This window comes from Nonomuraea sp. NPDC050547, assembly GCF_044457345.1.
Taxonomy (GTDB): Bacteria; Actinomycetota; Actinomycetes; order Streptosporangiales; family Streptosporangiaceae; genus Nonomuraea.
Window position 1 is genome coordinate 27,833 of sequence record NZ_JBITGW010000014.1, and the last position, 19,265, is coordinate 47,097.

The window sequence follows — 19,265 nt, forward strand, 5'->3', positions numbered from 1 at the left end:
CTGAGCCTCACTTGTACATCGTCTGGTTCATGGTTCCGGGGGCGTAGACCTCGGGGTCGACCCACACGTTGATCAGCGAGGGCTTGCCGGACTCGCGGGCCCTGCGCAGGGCCGGGGCGATCTCGTCCGGGTCGCGGACCTCCTCGCCGTGGCCGCCGAGCAGCTTGGCGAAGTCGCCGTAACGGATGTCGCCCAGCGTGTTGCCGACGCGGGCGCGGTCCTCGCCGTACTTGGCGGCCTGGCCGTACCTGATCTGGTTCATCGAGGAGTTGTTGCCGATGACGCCGATGAACGGCAGGTCGAAGCGGATCATCGTCTCGAAGTCCCAGCCGGTCAGGGAGAAGGCGCCGTCGCCGAACAGGCAGAGCACCTCCTTGTCGCGGCGGGCCTGCTTGGCGGCCATCGCGAACGCCATGCCGACGCCGAGGGTGCCCAGCGGGCCCGGGTCCATCCAGTGGCCGGGCGACTTGGGCTGCACGACCTGGCCGGAGAAGGTGACGATGTCGCCGCCGTCGCCGATGTAGATGGTGTCCTCGGTCAGGAACTCGTTGATCTCGTGGACGAGGCGGTAGGGGTCGATGGGCGTGCTCGCCGACAGCTGCCTGGGCAGGCGCTTGTCGTAGGACTGGGTCTCGACCGCGCGCAGTTCCTCGATCCACTCCTTGCGCCTGGCGGCGGCGTCGCTGATCCGGCCGCTGGCCGCCTGGACCGCGGCCGACAGGATGAGCCCGGCGTCGCCGACGATGCCCAGGTCGATGTCGCGGTTCTTGCCGACCGTGCGGTAGTCGAGGTCGATCTGGACCACGGTGGCGGCCGGGGACAGGCGCTTGCCGTACCCCATCCTGAAGTCGAACGGCGTGCCGACGATGATGATGAGGTCGGCCTCGGTGAAGGCGTACCTTCTCGAGAGCTGGAAGTGGTGCGGGTCGCCGGGCGGGAGTGTGCCGCGCCCGGAGCCGTTCATGTAGGCGGGCACGTTCAGGCTTCTGACGAAGTCGATGGCCGCGTCGGTGGCCCGGCAGGTCCAGACCTGGCTGCCGAGCAGGATGCACGGCTTCTCGGCGTGGGCGAGCATGTCGGCCAGGCGCTCGATCGCCTCCGGGTCGCCGGCCTGCCGCGTGGAGGCCCGGTAGTTCTTGGGGATGCGCGCCTTCTCCAGCGGGATCTTCGCGTCCAGCACGTCGCGCGGGATCTCCAGGAACGACGGGCCCGGAGCGCCGTGGTAGCACTCGCGGAAGGCCATCGACACGATGTCGGCCACGCGTTCGGTGCTCGGCACCGTGGCGGCGAACTTCGTGATCGGCGTCATCATGTCCACGTGCGGCAGGTCCTGGAGTGAGCCCATCTTGTGCTGGCTCAGCGCGCCCTGGCCGCCGATGAGCAGCATGGGGCTCTCCGCGCGGAAGGCGTTGGCCACGCCGGTGACCGCGTCGGTCGTGCCCGGTCCCGCGGTGACCACCGCGCAGCCGGGTTTGCCGGTGATGCGCGCGTAGCCGTCAGCGGCGTGCGCGGCCACCTGCTCGTGACGAACGTCGATCACCTCGATGCCCTCATCGACGCAACCGTCGTAGATGTCGATGATGTGCCCGCCGCACAGCGTGTAGATCACATCCACGCCCTCGGCCTTGAGCGCTTTGGCTACCAGATGACCGCCAGAGATCGTTTCCGACATCGTGCACCCTTCTCGGCGACTGTCTCCCGCATACTGCATACCGTATGACGCCAATGGTTACTCCCTTGTGAACGGCCTGTCCAGACCTCTACGGCAACTCGATCAACTCCACGGGCCCGCCGCACCACCCCGGCGGCACCGCCGCCAGGGCCTCGGCCAGCGCCGCTCCCCACAACGAACCCGGCCGGTCGCGCCCCACGGGAACCGCGCCCTCCTCCGAGCGCCGGACCGGCACCAGGCGGGTGTCGCGCGGATGCGCCCGCACCGGCCCCGCCAGCGCGCTCATCTCGCCCCGGTACGGCCGGCCGAGCAACGGCACCAGCAGCGTGAGGGCCGCCCCGAACGCGGCGAAGGGGTTCCCCGGCAGGCCCACGAGCATGGCCCCCGACTCCAGCCCGGCCAGGATCTGCGGATGCCCGGGGCGCACGGCCACCCCGTCGACCAGGATCTCCGCGCCCCGCAGCACGGCACGCAGATGGTCGGCCGGACCCTTGGACGAGGCCCCGCAGACCACGACCACGTCGGCGTCCTGGCTCGCGAGCGCCTCGCGCAGCGCCCGCTCGCCGTCGGGCAGCCTGGCGACGCCGGCCAGGCGGCCGCCCGCCCACTCGACCAGGCCGGGCAGCATCGGCCCGATGGCGTCGCGTACCCGGCCGGGCCCCGGCACGCCCGCGAAGACCACCTCGTCCCCGGTCACCAGCACCGACACGGCGGGTCTGGGCACCACACGCAGCCGGTCGTGCCCCAGCCCGGCGGCCAGCCCCAGCACGGACGGGGTCACCACGGTCCCGGCGCCGAGCACCACGGCGTCCTCGGGGATGTCCTCGCCCCGGCGCCTGATGTGCCGTCCCGCCTCGGCCGGGCCCTTGACCCACTTGCCGTCGGCGTCGGCGGCCTCGTAGGGCAGCACCGCCGCCGAGCCCGCGGGCACCGGGGCTCCGGTGGCGATCTCGACGGCCTCGCCGTCCGCCAGCGACGGGTACGCCGCTCCCCCGGCCAGCACTCTGCCCATCAGGCGCCAGGGCGGCGGGCCGCAGACCGCGTAGCCGTCCATGGCCGACACGTCCGTGCCCGGCACCGGGACCAGGGCGCGGAGGGGTGCGGCCAGGCGGCAGCCGTACACCTCGGCGAGGGGGAGATCGGCCGGTGCGGGCGGGCGGGCGCGGGCGGCGGCGAGGGCGCGCGCCCGCTCCCAGGACAGCGTGCTCATGGGGCGGCTCCTTGACCGGCATTTTTCCATACTGTATACCGAATGCAGATTCCGACGCGAGAACGGAGCGCAGCATGAAAGTCGCTGTTCTTGGCGCCGGCGCCATCGGCGCATACGTGGGAGCCGCCCTGCACAGGGCGGGAGTCGAGGTGCATCTGATCGCGAGAGGCGAGCACCTTGCGGCCATCCGCCGCGAGGGAGTACGGGTGCTCAGCCCCCGGGGCGATTTCGTCGCCCACCCCCATGCCACCGACGATCCGGCCCACGTCGGCCAGGTGGACCACGTCTTCCTGGGCCTCAAGGCGAACAGCTACGCCGCCGCGGGCCCCATGATCAAGCCGTTGCTGCACGAGGCCACGAGCATCATCGCCGCGCAGAACGGCATCCCGTGGTGGTACTTCCACGGGCTCAACGGCCCCTACCGGGGCTACCGCATCGAGAGCGTCGATCCGGACGGGGCCGTCACCGCGGCGTTGCCGCTGGAGCGCGCGATCGGCTGCGTCGTCTACGCCGCCACCGAGATCGAGGCGCCGGGCGTCATCCGGCACCTGGAGGGAACCCGGTTCTCCATCGGCGAGCCGGGCGGGCAGCTGAGCGCCCGGTGCGCCGCCTTCAGCCGGGCCGCGGTCGAGGGCGGGCTCAAGTGCCCGGTCGAGGCCGACGTCCGGCGCGATGTGTGGATCAAGCTGATGGGCAACATCGCCTTCAACCCGATCAGCGCCCTGGCCCGCGCCACCATGGCCGGCATCGCCCGCCACCAGGGCACCCGCGAACTGGTCATGGCCATGATGCGGGAGACCGTCGAGGTGGCGGGAAGGGTCGGGTGCGATCCGGGTGTGTCGATCGAACGGCGGCTGCGCGGCGCGGAGAAGGCGGGCGAGCACAAGACCTCCACGCTGCAGGACCTGGAGAAGGGCAAGCCGCTGGAACTGGACGTCCTGCTGGCCGCGGTGGTCGAGCTGGCCGATCTGACCGGCGCCGAGGTGCCGGTGCTGCGTGCGATCCACGCGGTGAGCGACCTGCTGAACGAGAACGTTGCTCCTACGGCCTAGCCAGGCATACCGTAGGCTGTATACAGAATGGAGGGATCATGAGCTACGACCGCCTGACCCATCCACTGGTGCGCGAGGACGGCGTGCTGCGCGAGGCCACTTGGGACGAGGCGCTCGACCGCGCCGCCGAGGGCTTCAGGCGCGCCGTCGACCGGCACGGCCCCGACACCTTCGCGATGTTGTCGTGCGCCCGCTCCACCAACGAGATGAACTACATAGGCCAGAAATTCACCCGTGTGGTCATGGGCACCAACAACGTGGACTCCTGCAACCGCACCTGCCACGCCCCCAGCGTGGCGGGGTTGTCGGCGGTGTTCGGCAGCGGTGGCGGCACCTCCTCCTACCAGGAGGTCGAGGACACCGACGTCATCGTGATGTGGGGCTCGGCCGCCAGGAACGCCCACCCGATCTTCTTCCACCACGTGCTCAAGGGCATCCACAAGGGCGCCCGCATGTTCGCCGTCGACCCCAGGCGCACCGGCACCGCGCAGTGGGCCGACCGCTGGCTCGGCCTGAACGTCGGCACCGACATCCCCCTCGCCCACGCCGTGGCCCGCGAGATCATCCACGCCGGCCTGCACAACAAGGCGTTCATCGAGCGGGCGACGGCGGGCTTCGCGGAGTTCGCCGCCTCGGTCGAGCCGTGGACGCTCACCGCCGCCGAGCAGGTGACCGGCGTGCCGGCCGAGGCGATCAAGGAACTGGCCCACGCCTATGCCCGCGCCGACCGCGCCCAGCTGTGCTGGACGCTCGGCATCACCGAACACCACAACGCCACCGACAACGTGCGCGCGCTGATCAACCTGTCGCTGCTGACCGGCCACGTCGGCCGCTACGGTTCCGGCCTGTCACCCCTGCGCGGCCAGAACAACGTGCAGGGCGGCGGCGACATGGGCGCCATCCCCAACCGCCTGCCCGGCTTCCAGGACATCCTGGATCCAACGGTACGGCGGCGCTTCGAGTCAGCCTGGAACATCGGGATTCAGCCGAAATATGGTCTTAATCTCACCCAGATGCTGGAGGCGATGGCCGAGGGCGAGGTCACCACCTGCTACCTCATCGGCGAGAACCCCGTCCAGTCCGAGGCCGACTCGCTGGCCTGCGTCAAACGCCTGTCCATGCTCGACCACCTGGTCGTCCAGGACATCTTCCTCACCAAGACCGCCCAGCTGGCCGACGTCGTCCTGCCCGCCAGCGCCGCCTGGTGCGAGAGCGACGGCACGTTCACCAACAGCGAGCGCCGCGTCCAGCGCGTCCGCAAGGCGCTCGACCCGCCGGGCGAGGCCCGCGACGACATCTGGATCATGTGCGAACTGGCGCGCAGGCTCGGCCACGACTGGCACTACGACGGCGCCGAAGAGGTCTGGAACGAACTGCGCGCCCTCTCCCCCGCCCACGCCGGCATGACCTACCAGCGGCTGGCCGACCTGCAGGGCATCCAGTGGCCCTGCCCGTCCGAGGACTCCGTCGAACCGCCCTACCTGCACGGGCGGCTCTGGGAGAGCGACCCGGCCAGGCGCGGCACGCCGGCGCCGTTCGCCGTGCTGCGTCACTCACCGCCGGTGGACCTGCTCGACGAGGAGTACCCGCTCCGGCTCACCACCGGACGGCGGCTCGACTCCTACAACACCGGCGTCCAGTCCTCCGGGTTCGCCTCGCCGCTGCGCCGCGGCGAGACCATCGAACTGTGCCCGGAGGACGCGCTGCGCCTCGGGCTCGCCGCCGGGGAGGAGGTGCGGATCACCTCCAGGCGCGGCTCGGTCGTCGCGCCCGTCTTCATCGACCCCGCGCTGCGGCCGGGGCTGGTCTTCATGACGATGCACTTCCCGGACGAGGTCGACACCAACGCCCTCACCATCGAGGCGACCTGTCCCATCGCGGGGACGGCCGAGTTCAAGGCGGCAGCCGTACGCGTCGAGAAGCTTGTGGCGGTGGGCTGATGGACCTGCGCTTCCGCGACGCCGAGCCCACCGCGGAGGAGCGCGCCGCCGTCGACGCGCTGCTCGGGCCGCCCGCCACCGCGTGGGACGGCGGCGACAGAACCGCCGCCGACCTGCGCTCCGCCACCCGCGCCGAACCGGCGCGGGACCTGCTGCTGCCCGCGCTGCACGCGGTCAACGACCGGATGGGCTGGATCAGCGAGGGCGCGCTCGACTACATCTGCCGCCGGCTGACCGTGCCGCCCGCCGAGGCCTTCGGGGTGGCGTCGTTCTACTCGCTGTTCTCCCTGTCCGAGCGCCCCGCCTCCGTGCTGCACGTCTGCACGGACCTGGCCTGCCACGCTCAGGGCGCTTCCGAGGTACGGCAGGCCGTCGCGGACCGGCTCGGACCGCCGGGGAAGTCCTGGCAGGAGAGCCCGTGTCTCGGGTTGTGCGAGCGGGCACCTGCCTGCCTGACGTTGACGGCGGGCGATCCGGCCTCGGCCACGGTGGACGCCCCCTATTCCGCGGGTCAGGCCGGTGAGCCGCCCGTGGCGGCGGCGGTGCCGCAGGCCGGGCAGGACGGTCTCGTGCTGCTGCGGCGGGTCGGGGTCGTGGATCCGCTGAGCCTGGACGACTACCGGGCGCAGGGCGGGTACCAGGCGTTGCGCCGCGCCTTCCAGCTCGGCCCCGCCGGGGTGATCAGGGAGGTCACCGACTCAGGGCTGGTCGGCAGGGGCGGCGCCGCGTTCCCGACCGGCCGCAAGTGGGAGGCCACGGCCCGCCAGCCCGACCATCCGCGCTACCTGGTCTGCAACGCCGACGAGAGCGAGCCGGGCACCTTCAAGGACCGCGTGATCATGGAGGGCGACCCGTACGCGCTGATCGAGGCCATGACGATCGCCGCCTACGCCACCGGGTGCGCCAAGGGCTACCTGTACATCAGAGGCGAATATCCGCGGGCGCGGCACGCGCTGGAGAACGCCATGGCCACGGCCCGCGCCCGGGGCCTGCTCGGCGCGGACATCCTCGGCCAGGGGTTCTCCTTCGACATCGAGCTCCGGCGGGGGGCGGGGGCGTACATCTGCGGGGAGGAGACGGCGATCTTCAACTCCATCGAGGGGCGGCGCGGCGAGCCGCGCAGCAAGCCGCCGTTCCCGGTGGAGAAGGGCCTGTTCGGCAAGCCGACCGTGGTCAACAACGTGGAGACGCTGGTCAACGTGCTGCCGATTCTGGAGAGGGGGCCGTCGGCTTATCGGGGAGCGGAGCCCAAGTTGTTCTGCGTATCCGGAAATATCGTGAAACCTGGGGTCTATGAGCTGCCCTTCGGCGCCACGCTCAGGGAGCTTCTCGACCTGGCCGAGCCCACCGGCACGGTCAGGGCGGTGCTGCTGGGCGGCGCGGCCGGGGCGTTCGTCACCGACCTCGACATCCCGCTGACCTTCGAGGGCACCCGGCAGGCCGGTGCCACCCTGGGCTCCGGCGTCGTGCTCGTCCTCGGCGACGACGTCGACCTCAAAGCCATCCTGCTGCGCATCGCCGAGTTCTTCCGCGACGAGTCGTGCGGGCAGTGCGTGCCGTGCCGGGTCGGGACCGTGCGGCAGGAGGAGGCACTGCACCGCCTCTCGCGCCGCGTCGACCACTCCGACCTGGTCCTGCTACGCGAAGTCGGCCAGACCATGCGTGACGCCTCCATCTGCGGGCTCGGCCAGACCGCCTGGAACGCGGTCGAATCCGCCATCGACCGGTTGGGAGTCTTCAAGTGATCCCGTTGCAGCCCCCCCGGCGGCTGATCGACGTCGAGATCGACGGCGAAGCCGTACGCGTGCCCGAAGGAGCGACGCTCCTCGACGCCTGCGCGACGGCGGGAAAGGACATCCCGACGCTCTGCCACGGCGACACCCTCACCCCGAAGAACGCCTGCCGCGTCTGCGTGGTCGAGGTCGAGGGCGCGCGCACGCTGGCCCCGGCCTGCTCGCGCAAGGCAGAAGCCGGGATGAAGGTCGCCACCGGCACCGAGCGCGCCCGCCACAGCCGCAAGGTCGTCCTCGAACTGCTGGCCTCCTCCACCGACCTGTCCACCACCCCGCGGGCCAAGGAATGGATGGCCGGGTACGGGGCCGACCCGGCCAGGTTCGGCGAGGACGCGGCCACCGTCGAGCAGCCCGCCAAGGTGGACAACGACCTCTACGTACGCGACTACGGCAAATGCATCCTCTGCTACAAGTGCGTGGACGCCTGCGGCGAGCAGTGGCAGAACTCCTTCGCCATCTCCGTGGCCGGACGCGGCTTCGACGCCACCATCTCCACCGAATGGGACGCGGCGCTCACCGACTCGGCCTGCGTCTACTGCGGCAACTGCGTGGAGGTCTGCCCGACCGGGGCACTGTCGTTCAAGACCGAATTCGACATGCGCGCCGAAGGCACCTGGGACGAGGACCGCCAGAGCGAGACCACCACCATCTGCAGCTACTGCGGCGTCGGCTGCAACCTCACCCTCCACGTCCAGGACAACAAGATCGTCAAGGTGACGTCGCCCCACGACAACCCCGTCACCCACGGCAACCTCTGCGTGAAGGGACGCTTCGGGTACGGCTATGTCTAGAGTGACGATCAAGCGCCCCATCCTGCGCGTGCGCGACACCACGACCCGCCGCTTCGACTCCCTGGCCGCCGAGGAACCCCTGGAGATCCGCCTCGACGGCACCCCGCTGACCGTCACCATGCGTACCCCCGGGGACGACTTCGACCTGGCCGCCGGATTCCTCGTCAGCGAGGGCGCCGTGGGCCGCGCCGCCGACGTCGCCGCCATCCGCTACTGCGCGGGCGCCCTGGCCGACGGGACCCAGACGTACAACGTCCTGGATGTACGGCTGGCGCCCGGCGTACCCCGCCCTGAGCCCCGCAACTTCTACACCACCTCCTCCTGCGGCGTATGCGGGAAGGCGTCGCTGGAGGCGGTACGCACCGTGGCCCGCTGGACGCCGCGCGAGGACCCCGTCAGGCTGAGCCGCCAGACGATCACCGCCCTGCCGGATCGGCTGCGCTCGGCCCAGCGCGTCTTCGACCGGACCGGCGGGTTGCACGCGGCCGGCCTGTTCTCACCGGCCGGCGAGGCGAGGTGCGTACGCGAGGACGTGGGCCGGCACAACGCCGTGGACAAACTCCTCGGCTGGGCCCTGCGCGGCGACCTGCTGCCACTGCGCGAAACCGTCCTGATGGTCTCCGGCCGCGCCTCCTTCGAACTGGTGCAGAAGGCGGTCATGGCCGGGATACCGGTGCTGGCCGCGGTCTCGGCACCCTCCTCCCTGGCCGTGGAACTGGCCGCCGAGGAGGGGATGACGCTGATCGGCTTCCTGCGGGGGGAGTCGATGAACGTCTATGCCGGCGAGCACCGCCTCGACGTCACCCCGGCCACCGGCCTCGGCTCGGCCGGTGGACGCAGTCCGGGATGATGACGGGATGCCGAACGGTGCTCCGGTGCCCCCGACACCGTCCGGCATCCCACCGGGCAACCAGCCGCTTCACGCCAATGGACCTACGCGAACAGGCGCTTCGCGCCATTGGGCCCGATGCCTGGCCGCACCAGAAGGTGCAAGGAATCAAACCTCCCCGCGGACGAGCTGCGTCCGGCTCGGGCGCATCAGCCACACGGCGGCGGCGAGCGTGAGCACCCAGCCGATCACTTCGATGAGCAGGTGATCCGTTGCGTTGGGGACGGATTGCAGCAGATACACCCGGACGCTGTTGATCGCTCCGTGCGTCAAGACCGCGGGCCAGACGCTCCCCGACCGCCAGCGAAGCGCGAGCAACATCGGCGCCCATGGCAGCATGCCCGCGTAGTAGATGACGAGGTCCCAAAGGGGTCGATCGCCGATGACGGCGAGGACCGGCAGGTGCCAGACGATCCAGACCAGGCCGCTGACAAGGGCCAGCGGCCAGAATCCCCATGACGCGGCGCGTGTCGCCAGCCAGCCGCGCCAGCCGAACTCTTCACCGATGGCGAAGACCGACTGCATGAGGAAGACCGGAACGATCCAGATGGCCGCCACGAGGATCTGGTCGAGCGGGTTGAGCTGCCAGATCCCCGATGCCAGGGCGATGGCGGTCTGGATCGCGGCGATCGCGGCGATGAGGCCGATGCCGATGCCGGCCCACTTGGGTGTGCCGCGCCACCTGGTGGCGAACGTCTCTCGGAACGTTCCGGGTCGTCGGGCAAGCCACATGATGATCGCCGCGAGCAGCGGGGTCAGTTGCAGGATCGGCGTGATCAGGTTGTTGAAGTCCGTCGAGACGAGCCGGAAGACCATCGGAACGGACAACGCGAAACACAGCAGAACGGCGATCGTGAAGAACCACGTGACATCGAAAGTAGTTGATCTGGCGGAACGGGAGCGCGTGGGAGACGCGGTCATGATGACCTCGATTCGTGCGGGCGAGGATTTAGCTCGATGAACATACGGTGATCTTGGTGTAGCGCGGATCGGCCATCTTGAACTCGGGGAGAACCTCGATGACCTGGTCGTCCACGGAGATCCGGCCCGTCAGCCGCATGATCGCCGTCATCGACTCGCTCAAGGACGCGATACGGGACGGCGTCCGGGGCGTCACCGCGTGGTCGTCCCCATCCCGGCCGCGGGCGATCGCCTCGGCGGACGACCCGTCGATCGGCTCCCGGTCACCGGCACAGGCCGGGGCCGTCCGGCCGATGGGCATGACGACGCCGCGAAGTATGAGACGGAGGAAACGCACGTTCCCGAAGCTAGGCCGGGCGGAACCTGTCCCGCCTCACCCGAAGGGGTGAAACCGGTACCGCCCGTCAGGATGGAATTCGTGCACGCGGTCACGCAGGTCGAGCTTCTGCCGGCCGGCGATCGGCCGGGGGTTCACTCGTGATCACTGTGGTGGCAGGCTCCTAGAGTTGCCTCCACTGGTCCGACGGGGAGACGCCCGGTAGTGGCTTGCCGATGAGGGCCAGAGGGAGGAAGAAGCCGCCGGTGTGCAGGACGGTCAGGTACGTGCTGCCGGCGAGTTGCCCGGCGCGCAACTGGACCAGGCTGATGGTGGTCTGCGGGATCGTGCCGTTGCCCGTCGCCTTGTACAGGGCGCCGCCGATGTCCTTGAGCTCGGGGATGAGCGCGAGGGGGTTGGACAGGCGCGACTGCTGCTCGATGGCGGTCATGGTGGTGGGTTCCCTTCTGAACGGTGGTCTCGCCGCTATGACGGATCGCGCGTGACGAAGGTGACGGCGCGGTGCAGGGCGGCGGCGAGGCGGTCGTGTTCGGGGTAGGACCAGCCGAAGCCGAAGCGGCGCCGGGTGTAACCGAGGACGATGCCGGTGCGGGGGTCGGCGAAGGCCTCGGAGCCGGCCGAGCCGTCGTGGCCGAACGCGTTCGCGCTGAGGAACGGGTAGCGCAGCCCCTTGGCCTGGAATCCGAGCGCGTAGTTGCCCTGGTCGCCGCGGACCAGGTCGGCGCCGGCGAAGTGCGGCTGGGCGAACTCGGCGACGGTGTCCGGCTCGAGTAGCGGGGGACGCCCGTTCACGCCCCACAGGACCGCCGCGTACAGGGCGGCCAGGCCGCGGGCGCTGCCCACGCCGCCGGCCGACGCCTGGCCGTTCGCGCGGACGGTACGGTCGTTGGCGAAGGCCGCCTGGTCGAGCGGAGGCGTGCTGTTGAGCCCGTATCCGATGCCCGGGAGGCTGTGCGGGCCAGGGACGTTCGTCCAGAACGCGGCTTCCTGCTCAGGCGTCGCCGTCCACCATTGGATCGGGCGGAACCGGGCCTCCTCGGACGACGGCAGTCCCAGGTAGAGGTCCAGCCCGTACGGGATCCGGATGCGCTCGTCGTAGACCTGCCGCAGCGTCTGCCCGGCCACCCGACGAACCACCTCGCCGGCCATGGCGAAGAAGACGAAGCCGCCGTAGCCGTAGGCCGCGCCCGGCCGCCAGTACGGGCGCTGCGCGGCCAGGCGGCGCGCGATCACCGCGTCGTCGGCGAGTTCGGCGGCGGACAGGCCGCCGTCGACTCCGATGACGCCGGAGCGGTGGGTGAGCACGTCCCGCAGCGTGATCGTGTCCTTGCCCGCGGCGGCGAACTCCGGCCAGTGCCGGGCCACGGGCTGGTCCAGGTCGAGAACTCCCTCCTGGGCCAGCACCGCCACGACCAGCGTCGTGGCGCCCTTGGTGGAGGAGTAGACGCCGGCCAGCGATCCGTCCCGCTCATCGCGGCCACCTTTCCCGAGTGTCTTTCCCGGGATGACGGTGAGCGCGGGTCAGAGGTGACCGGTCACCCTTTCTCGGTTTGACACGTCACCTGTATGAGGGGAGAGGTACGCGACCCATGACGCGCTGGCTGTCCGGTTCGAAGGGCACCGCCCTCATCTGAGGGCGGTCGCCTACCGTATGCTCGGCTCGCTGAGCGAGGCCGAGGACGCGGTCCAGGAGTCGTGGCTACGGCTGGCGCGCTCGGACCACCACCCGCCCGGCGCTCGTGAGCGGCCTCGCCGGCTTGGTCAACACCATCGACGGCCGGCTGGTGTCCATCATGAGTTTCACCGTCTCCGGCGGCAGGATCGCCGCGATCGACATCCTGTCCGACCGCGACCGGCCGGCCCGGCTCGACCTCGCCCATCTGGAGCCGTGATCGGTCAGGGGGCCAGGAGGTCGTTCAGTTCCGCCTCGAAGAGCAGGGCGGTGTCGATGCGCATGCCGTTGAAGTGGCCGGCGAGTTCCAGGGAGAGGACGCCGTGCACGCGGGTCCAGAAGCTCAGGGCCCGGTGAAGCGCCTCGGGCGGGGCGGAGTGGCCGGCGGCCCAGTCGCGGTGGTCGGCCAGGTGCGCGTCGAGCGGCGTCGCGGGGGCGTGCGCGGGTAGTTTGACGGCGGCGTCGAGCAGGGCCGTCATGATCTCGGAAGAGATGAGCGTGATGTCGTCGGGCGCCCGGTAGCCGGGGACGGGGGTGCCGTAGATCAGCAGGTACCGCTGGGGGTCCTCCAACGCCCAGGCGCGCATCGCGTGTGCCAGCCCGGCCAGGTCGGCACCGGCCGCGGCGGCTTCCTGGACGGTGTCGGCGAGGCTTCGGTAGGCGTCCCTGATGAGCTCGGTGATCAGGTCGTCGCGGCTGGCGTAGTAGCGGTAGAGGGCGGGGCCGCTCATGCCCATCTGTTTGGCGATCGCGTTGAGGGAGAGCGCGGAGGCGCCTGTCGTGGCGATCTGTTCCCAGGCGTGTTCCTTGATCTCCGCGCGTACCTGGGCCCGATAGCGCTCGCGGGGGGTCAGCGTCTCCGCCATCTCCAGCCACCTTACATCGTGAAGATTTCGTTAGAAGGTATCACGAAACCTATTGACGCCTTCTTCCGTTGTTAGTTATAACTTCTAACGTAAGCATGAAGCCCTAACGGAACAGAGGAAGCGCCATGACCACCGCAACCATCCGCCGCACTCCGCTCGCGGTGACCATCTCCGCCTGGGCGGTTCCCATCATGGTGATCGGCCAGTTCGCCATGCTGGCGGTCATCCCGGTCGTCATCGCCCTCGTCGGCGCGCTCCGCAGCGGCCACGACCGGCTGGTCCGGTGGACGGCCGCGGCCGTGGCCGCCGCGTGGACGATCCCGTTCGTCATCTGGCAGGCGCGTCCCGACGGCGCGCCGAGCATGTCCAAGGACATCCACCCCGGCTTCGTCGCCTTGATCGTCGTCGCGTCCGCCGCGCTCATCCTCGCCATCTTCCGCGCCCGCCGCGGCTGACCGCTCCCCACCAGACGCCCCGAAAGGAACCACCATGTCCACGAACCGCACCCGCTTCGCCGCCCTCACCGTCTCCGTCGCCACCGCCGTCCTCGCGGGCAACGTCTCGGCCGCCCAGGCCGCCACCGCGCGTCAGCTCGGCCCCGCCGGGCTGACGTGCCGCGGCGCGGGCGTGGACCCCGGCGCCAAGGTCCGCTACCGGAGCGAGATCCTGATCAAGGCGCCCCTGCGCACCATCTGGAGCCTGCAGACCGACGTGGAGCGCTGGCCCCGGTGGCAGAAGCCCGTCGCCACCATGGAGCGCCTGGACAAGGGCCCGTTCCGCAAGCACTCGCAGTTCCGCTGGACCACCCCGGTGCCCGCCACCCCGGTCAGCCCGCCCACCACACTCGTCATCACCTCCACGGTGAAGCAGGTGAAGAAGGATCGGTGCATCCGCTGGACCGGGCCCGCGATCGGCAAGGGTCTGCGCATCGACCAGGGCATCCACGTCTGGACGTTCGAAAAGGTCAAGGGCGGTGTCCTCGTACGCACCGAGGAGACCCACGCCGGCGAGCAGATCGAATCCGACGTCCCGCTCGCCACCCAGTTCCTCGGCCAGGGCCTGGAGGCCTGGCTGAGTGCCCTGAAGACCACGGCCGAGGCCGGCCACCAGCGATAGAACCGCCGTCCACGAGGCCCGCACCGGCGCGAAGAGCGCCGATGCGGGCCTCGGCGTTACCAAGGCGTCAGCGCCGATGCGCCCAGGCAGGTGTCCAGACCTCGCCATCCTGGCCGCCGGGCCACCTGGAACCGAAGTGGTCGCGAAGGGCGGCGAGTGCCGGGTGCGGGTTGTCGCGGTGCCAGGTCAGCGAGTGCGGATAGACCGGCATCGGACCACGTACGGCGATGCGCCGCAGCCCCTGGTCGGCGGGCCAGACGAGCCGGGTCTGCTCCCCCACGAACGTCGCCAGCGACCGGGAGTCGGCGATCGTGTCCAGCAGCGGCTCGGTCCCGAAGTCGGGCCCGGTGGTCTCGATCGTGAGCCCGAACGCGGCGGCGAGGTCGGCGTAGTAGGCGGCCCACTCGGTTCCGGGGACGATGCCGGGCATCCAGATCCGGTGCCCGGCCAGGCCGGCGGGCGTGACCGTGCGGGCGGCGGCGAGGTCGTGGGCGGGGCCGGTGACGAGCTGGATGGGTTCGTCGTGGACCCGGGCGGCCTCGATGTCGCCGGGCAGCCGCCGGCCGGGCATGGTGACGGCGCGGAAGGACGCGTCGATCGTGCCGGACGCGATGGCGGCGAGGGCCGCGTCGGCGTCGAAGAGGGTCACGACGTCGAGTTCGATCTCGGGACGCGCCCGGTGGAAGGCGCCCAGCAGAGCGGCGGGGGCGAGCCGCCGGCCGATCACGTCGACGCGCAGCGCGCGGCTGCCGGGGCGTACGCTGGCGACCGCCCGCTCCGCCGCCCGCAGGAGGTCGCGGGCGTGCGGCAGGAACGCCTGCCCGTCGATGGTGAGCCGGGTTCCGCGCGCGGCACGCGTGAACAGCCGCACCCCGAGGTCGCGCTCCAGTGCGGCGACGCGCTTGGACACGGCCTGCTGGGTGATCGACAACTCGTCGGCGGCGTCCTGGAAACGCCCCGCGTCCGCGGCGGCCACGAAGGTGCGCACAGCATCGAGATCCACGCCGCCCGATGCTAGCCGCACAACGTCTGGTTGTGGCCGAAGGGCGGACGGGGCCCGGCGTCGTCGCCGCGCCTGGCCTCGTCCGGCCTGCCGTACCGGAGAGTCAGCCCTTGTCGGCTTCTCCGGTGGCGGCTTCCTGAGCTTCTTCCGGGGAGGCCTCCAGGTCCTGCTCGGCGTCGGCGCCCGCCTGGGCGGAGGCCTTGTCCAGGCGCACCCACGAGGTGACGCTCTCCACCGCGAACAGGACGAACAGGTACGCCGTGAGCACCGCCAGCACCGGCAGCAGAATGTCCAGGGCGGCGCCGGCGCCGATGATCAGCAGCCGCACCTCCCAGCCGAGGCCCGCGTGGAAGACCCAGGCGGGCGGCCAGATGCTCTGGCGGGTGCGGTAGACGGTGTCGTAGGTGTGGTAGCCGACCACGTACACCAGCACGAACAGCAGCCACTTCGGCGCGTCGGCGGCCAGGCCCACCAGGATCACGGTCAGGAACTCGGTGCCGCGCAGCAGCGGCGGCGTGAGCCAGTCGAAGCGGCCCAGGTGGTCGCGCGGGGCGGTGGGCAGCACCAGCAGGACCACGACCAGCGGCGCCACGAAGAGCATCGGGCCCGGCTTCAGCAGCCCGGCGACGCCCAGGGCGATGACGACCAGCAGCGCGGCGAGCGTGGCGGGGACCGGAGGGAGGCCCTTGCCGATCTTGCCGGCGACGGCGTGGACGAGGAGCCCGTCGTCGCGGTAGGCGAGCAGACGGGCCGTCTGGATACGGCGCCGCTCCTCGTCGGGGTCGGGTGTGGGGGTGGCGGCGGCCTGCGGCTGAGTGATCATGCGAGCGACCTCATGAGGCGTCCGGTGAGGGTGTAGGCGGCGGCGACGGTGCCCCAGGCCACCAGGGTGATGAAGGTGACGCGGGCGTCGAAGAGGGCGGCGGTGATCGCGATGGCCGCGAACCGCTCGCCGATGGGGAACACGACCATCTTGCGGGCCCAGTGGACGGCCCGGTAGCGCCCGGCCTTGGTCCACATCTTCAGCAGGCCGCGGATGCCCTGGCTGCGCTCGATCTTGCGCTTCTCCAGGTCCTTGCGGAGTTTGCGGTCGTCGGGGGCGTCCAGCGCCAGCGTGGGCAGCTGCGCGGGGGGCTTGCGGCGGTTGGAGATGCCGAAGGAGAAGTCGAGCAGGTGGCGCACCGACTGCAGGCCGAGCGCGGCCAGCGCGAGGATCCAGATGTCGTCGCCGTTGCCGGAGACCACCCAGCCGACGGCCAGGCCGGCGAAGACCACGTACTCCTTGAACCGATCGAAGGTGGCGTCCAGCCACGCGCCCAGCACGCCGAACTTGCGGGCGTAGCGGGCCACCTGGCCGTCGACGCAGTCGAAGACGAAGGCGAAGTAGATGAGCACGCCGCCGGCGACCATCCACGGCCGCTGGCCGGTGGCGAAACAGCCCGCCGCCGCCACGCCGAGCAGGATGGAGATCAGCGTCACCTGGTTGGGGGTCAGGCCGCGGCGCGCCGCCCAGCGGGCGATGAAACGCGAGTACGTCGAGACGAAGTAGGTGGTGAAGAAGCCGTCGGCGCCCTTGACCGCGTTGTCGAGCTTGGCACGGTCCTCGTTCATGCCGGCCATCTCGGAGCCGGCCTCGTTGGCCTCCTCCTGGGTGGAGACCCGGCGGAAGAACAGGTCGCGGCGGCCGCGGATGCCGACCGAGACGCCCTTGCGCACCAGCCCGAACGCGACCAGCTGCGCCAGGTCGTCGTCGGGGCCGAAGCCGCCGGCCAGGTCGGCCAGCTCGCGGCAGGTCTCGGCGAGCACCGGCAGGTGCTGCGCCTTGATGTGGAGCGGGCCGAGCAGCACCGTGTTGGGCCTGGTCACCGCGATGGTGGCGGTGCCGACGGAGACGATGCGGGACTTGCCGGCGCGGGCACGGACGGGCAGGCCCTCCAGGGTGCGGTCGCCGATCTCGGGCTCGGCCTCGTCGATCGGGACGATGTCGGCGGCGCTGTCCTCCTGCGTGTCCTCACCGTTGTCCGGCCGCGGCTCCTTGGCCACGAGCGCGAGGGCGCCCCGCTTGGCCTTGGTGATCTGGTAGATCAGCTCGTCGTGGATGACGGAGTTGGCCGGGAGGATGAGAAGGTTGTCCGTTGCGGATTCTGCGACGTCGGCAAGGGCACGCAAAGCGGCGGCCACGTCGTGGGGCTCGATCGTGGCCGGCTGCGGATCCAGGGAGAGGATCTGACCGCGCAGTCTCTCGCCAACCGTGGGGTTGCCGGGCAGCGCGGCCAGCCGAAGGCCGGTCGGAGCGGTGTCGGGGCCGGGCGAAGAGCCCAGCAGGACCACGCGGGTCATGACTCCCTTTCGAGGCAGTTGCGGGGGGTTGAACAACGGGTAATGCGGGGACAGACGTCAAAGTCTAGTGAGCCTTGAGTAAAGCCGGTCCACCCCTGTGCCCCAATAGGATGTCCTCGTGAGTCTCTATCGTGACGAGGGCGTGGTCCTGCGCACGCAGAAACTGGGCGAGGCCGACCGCATCATCACGGTGCTCACCAAGCGCACGGGCAAGGTCAGGGCGGTCGCCAAGGGCGTGCGCCGCACCACGAGCAAGTTCGGGGCGCGCCTCGAACCGTTCACTCACGTAGATCTTCAACTGCACGTCGGACGCTCCCTCGACGTCGTCACACAGGCCGAGACGCTCAGGCCGTACGGCGAGGCGCTGGCGATCGACTACCCGAAGTACACCGCGGGCAGCGCGATGCTGGAGACCGCCGACCGGCTCACCCACGGAGAGAAGGAGCCGGCGCTGCGGCAGTTCCTGCTCCTGGTGGGCGGGCTGCGCACGCTGGCCGAGGGCGAACACGAAGCCAGGCTGGTCCTTGACGCGTATTTCCTGCGCTCGCTGGCCGTCGCCGGGTACGCTCCGGCGCTGGAGGCGTGCGCCAGGTGCCGTGCCCCGGCGATCAGGGCGTTCGCGATCGTGGCCGGTGGCGTGGTCTGCGGCGGCTGCAAACCGGCGGGCTCCGCCGTACCGTCGATCGAGACCATCGGGCTCATGACGGCGCTGCTGAAGGGCGACTGGGCGGCGGCCGACGCCTCGCTGCCGCGCCACCGCGGCGAGTGCAGCGGGCTGGTGGCCGCCTACCTGCAGTGGCACCTGGAGCACGGCATCCGCTCGCTCCGACACGTAGAAAGAGAACCGGTTTGAACGTCCGTCCCCCGACGCCCCACCCCTCCGGCGTGACGCCGCCGCCGATCCCCCGTGAGCTGGTGCCCAGGCACGTGGCGATCGTCATGGACGGCAACGGCCGCTGGGCCAAGCAGCGCGGGCTGCCGCGCACCGAGGGGCACAAGGCGGGCGAGGCGTCGCTGTTCGACGTGATCGAGGGCGCGATCGAGCTGGGCGTTCCCTATCTGTCGGCCTACGCCTTCTCCACGGAGAACTGGAAGCGTTCGCCGGACGAGGTGCGCTTCCTCATGGGCTTCAACCGCGACGTGATCCGCCGCCGCCGCGACGAGCTCAACGCCATGGGCGTGCGGGTGCGCTGGGCGGGCCGGCCGGGGCGGCTGTGGAAGAGCGTGATCTCCGAGCTGGAGACGGCCCAGGAGATGACCGAGCGCAACCGGACGCTGACGTTGCAGTTCTGCGTCAATTACGGCGGCCAGGCCGAAATCGTCGACGCCGCGGTGAAACTGGCCGCCGACATCGCCGCAGGCCGGGTGAAACCCGGCAAGGTCAACGAGAAGGTCTTCGCTCGCTACCTGGACGAACCGGACGTCCCCGAGGTCGACCTGTTCGTCCGCTCGTCGGGCGAGCAGCGCTTCTCCAACTTCCTGCTGTGGCAGTCGGCCTACGCGGAGATGGTCTTCCTCAACCGCCTCTGGCCGGACTTCGACCGGCGCGATCTGTGGGAGGCCTGCGAAATCTACGCCAAGCGCGACAGAAGGTACGGCGGAGCCGTACCCAACGAAGTCGCCCGCTGAGACGGGAGGGGGCCCGCGCCACGCGGACCCCCGG

20 protein-coding genes and 1 pseudogene are annotated in these 19,265 nt (G+C 70.6%); 11 read left to right on the forward strand and 10 right to left on the reverse strand.

Annotated features, from left to right (window positions below; genetic code table 11):
* Window positions 1-7: 7 nt before the first annotated feature.
* Window positions 8-1,672, reverse strand: a complete 1,665-nt coding sequence (locus tag ACIBHY_RS31860; protein WP_397308638.1) for a thiamine pyrophosphate-binding protein — start codon at window positions 1,670-1,672, stop codon at window positions 8-10.
* 88 nt (window positions 1,673-1,760) lie between these two features.
* On the reverse strand, window positions 1,761-2,882 hold the full coding sequence (locus ACIBHY_RS31865; protein WP_397308639.1) for a molybdopterin molybdotransferase MoeA: 1,122 nt from the start codon (window positions 2,880-2,882) through the stop codon (window positions 1,761-1,763).
* A gap of 74 nt (window positions 2,883-2,956) precedes the next feature.
* Here ACIBHY_RS31865 and ACIBHY_RS31870 point away from each other — a divergent pair, with 74 nt between their 5' ends.
* Genes ACIBHY_RS31870 through fdhD form a run of 5 tightly spaced genes read left to right on the forward strand, consistent with a single transcriptional unit; the run spans window position 2,957 to window position 9,308 of the window.
* A complete protein-coding gene (locus ACIBHY_RS31870) occupies window positions 2,957-3,934 on the forward strand; it encodes a 2-dehydropantoate 2-reductase (RefSeq protein WP_397248765.1) in 978 nt (325 codons plus the stop codon).
* Between the two features lie 38 nt (window positions 3,935-3,972).
* Entirely contained in the window at window positions 3,973-5,874 is a 1,902-nt protein-coding gene (locus tag ACIBHY_RS31875) for a molybdopterin oxidoreductase family protein (protein WP_397248763.1), read from the forward strand.
* A complete protein-coding gene (locus tag ACIBHY_RS31880) occupies window positions 5,874-7,619 on the forward strand; it encodes an NAD(P)H-dependent oxidoreductase subunit E (RefSeq protein ID WP_397248761.1) in 1,746 nt (581 codons plus the stop codon). The genes ACIBHY_RS31875 and ACIBHY_RS31880 overlap by 1 nt, the downstream gene beginning before the upstream one ends.
* A complete protein-coding gene (locus ACIBHY_RS31885) occupies window positions 7,619-8,458 on the forward strand; it encodes a 2Fe-2S iron-sulfur cluster-binding protein (RefSeq protein WP_397308765.1) in 840 nt (279 codons plus the stop codon). Before ACIBHY_RS31880 ends, ACIBHY_RS31885 begins: the two co-directional genes overlap by 1 nt.
* Window positions 8,451-9,308 (forward strand): formate dehydrogenase accessory sulfurtransferase FdhD, encoded by an 858-nt coding sequence (gene fdhD / locus ACIBHY_RS31890; protein ID WP_397308640.1) that lies wholly within the window; start codon window positions 8,451-8,453, stop codon window positions 9,306-9,308. The genes ACIBHY_RS31885 and fdhD overlap by 8 nt, the downstream gene beginning before the upstream one ends.
* Before the next feature lie 147 nt (window positions 9,309-9,455).
* Here the strand turns inward: fdhD and ACIBHY_RS31895 are convergent, their stop codons facing one another.
* From ACIBHY_RS31895 to ACIBHY_RS31910, 4 genes are all read right to left on the reverse strand, one after another.
* Window positions 9,456-10,268, reverse strand: a complete 813-nt coding sequence (locus ACIBHY_RS31895; RefSeq protein ID WP_397308641.1) for a lysostaphin resistance A-like protein — start codon at window positions 10,266-10,268, stop codon at window positions 9,456-9,458.
* A gap of 28 nt (window positions 10,269-10,296) precedes the next feature.
* Window positions 10,297-10,605: a hypothetical protein gene (locus tag ACIBHY_RS31900; RefSeq protein ID WP_397308642.1), complete on the reverse strand. Its 309-nt coding sequence runs from the start codon at window positions 10,603-10,605 to the stop codon at window positions 10,297-10,299.
* Between the two features lie 163 nt (window positions 10,606-10,768).
* Window positions 10,769-11,035: a hypothetical protein gene (locus tag ACIBHY_RS31905; RefSeq protein WP_397308643.1), complete on the reverse strand. Its 267-nt coding sequence runs from the start codon at window positions 11,033-11,035 to the stop codon at window positions 10,769-10,771.
* A 35-nt stretch (window positions 11,036-11,070) separates the two neighbouring features.
* Window positions 11,071-12,111 (reverse strand): serine hydrolase domain-containing protein, encoded by a 1,041-nt coding sequence (locus tag ACIBHY_RS31910; protein ID WP_397308766.1) that lies wholly within the window; start codon window positions 12,109-12,111, stop codon window positions 11,071-11,073.
* Between the two features lie 91 nt (window positions 12,112-12,202).
* Between ACIBHY_RS31910 and ACIBHY_RS31915 the strand changes: the two are divergent.
* Together ACIBHY_RS31915 and ACIBHY_RS31920 are read left to right on the forward strand one after the other, a co-directional pair.
* Window positions 12,203-12,325: pseudogene (locus tag ACIBHY_RS31915) on the forward strand (sigma factor); the annotation flags it as partial.
* Window positions 12,326-12,344: 19 nt separating this feature from the next.
* Window positions 12,345-12,497: a hypothetical protein gene (locus tag ACIBHY_RS31920; protein ID WP_397308644.1), complete on the forward strand. Its 153-nt coding sequence runs from the start codon at window positions 12,345-12,347 to the stop codon at window positions 12,495-12,497.
* 4 nt (window positions 12,498-12,501) lie between these two features.
* On the opposite strand, the gene ACIBHY_RS31925 is transcribed toward ACIBHY_RS31920, so the two are convergent.
* Complete coding sequence (locus ACIBHY_RS31925; RefSeq protein ID WP_397308645.1) at window positions 12,502-13,143, reverse strand: TetR/AcrR family transcriptional regulator; 642 nt, start codon at window positions 13,141-13,143, stop codon at window positions 12,502-12,504.
* 125 nt (window positions 13,144-13,268) lie between these two features.
* Here ACIBHY_RS31925 and ACIBHY_RS31930 point away from each other — a divergent pair, with 125 nt between their 5' ends.
* Together ACIBHY_RS31930 and ACIBHY_RS31935 are read left to right on the forward strand one after the other, a co-directional pair.
* Complete coding sequence (locus ACIBHY_RS31930; protein WP_397248749.1) at window positions 13,269-13,598, forward strand: hypothetical protein; 330 nt, start codon at window positions 13,269-13,271, stop codon at window positions 13,596-13,598.
* 34 nt (window positions 13,599-13,632) lie between these two features.
* Window positions 13,633-14,259, forward strand: coding sequence for an SRPBCC family protein (locus ACIBHY_RS31935; RefSeq protein ID WP_397308646.1), 627 nt, complete (start codon window positions 13,633-13,635; stop codon window positions 14,257-14,259).
* A 67-nt stretch (window positions 14,260-14,326) separates the two neighbouring features.
* Here ACIBHY_RS31935 and ACIBHY_RS31940 read toward each other — a convergent pair whose 3' ends face one another.
* The 3 genes from ACIBHY_RS31940 to ACIBHY_RS31950 form a co-directional block, all read right to left on the reverse strand.
* Window positions 14,327-15,262 (reverse strand): LysR family transcriptional regulator, encoded by a 936-nt coding sequence (locus ACIBHY_RS31940; RefSeq protein WP_397308647.1) that lies wholly within the window; start codon window positions 15,260-15,262, stop codon window positions 14,327-14,329.
* Between the two features lie 103 nt (window positions 15,263-15,365).
* The gene (locus ACIBHY_RS31945; protein ID WP_397248743.1) at window positions 15,366-16,085 is read right to left on the reverse strand and encodes a DUF5941 domain-containing protein; all 720 of its coding nucleotides are present in this window, start codon (window positions 16,083-16,085) and stop codon (window positions 15,366-15,368) included.
* Window positions 16,082-17,602, reverse strand: a complete 1,521-nt coding sequence (locus ACIBHY_RS31950) for a CDP-alcohol phosphatidyltransferase family protein (RefSeq protein ID WP_397248741.1) — start codon at window positions 17,600-17,602, stop codon at window positions 16,082-16,084. Before ACIBHY_RS31950 ends, ACIBHY_RS31945 begins: the two co-directional genes overlap by 4 nt.
* A 118-nt stretch (window positions 17,603-17,720) precedes the next feature.
* Here ACIBHY_RS31950 and recO point away from each other — a divergent pair, with 118 nt between their 5' ends.
* Complete coding sequence (gene recO / locus ACIBHY_RS31955; RefSeq protein ID WP_379622000.1) at window positions 17,721-18,455, forward strand: DNA repair protein RecO; 735 nt, start codon at window positions 17,721-17,723, stop codon at window positions 18,453-18,455.
* Complete coding sequence (locus tag ACIBHY_RS31960) at window positions 18,452-19,231, forward strand: isoprenyl transferase (RefSeq protein ID WP_397248738.1); 780 nt, start codon at window positions 18,452-18,454, stop codon at window positions 19,229-19,231. The genes recO and ACIBHY_RS31960 overlap by 4 nt, the downstream gene beginning before the upstream one ends.
* Window positions 19,232-19,265 lie beyond the last annotated feature (34 nt).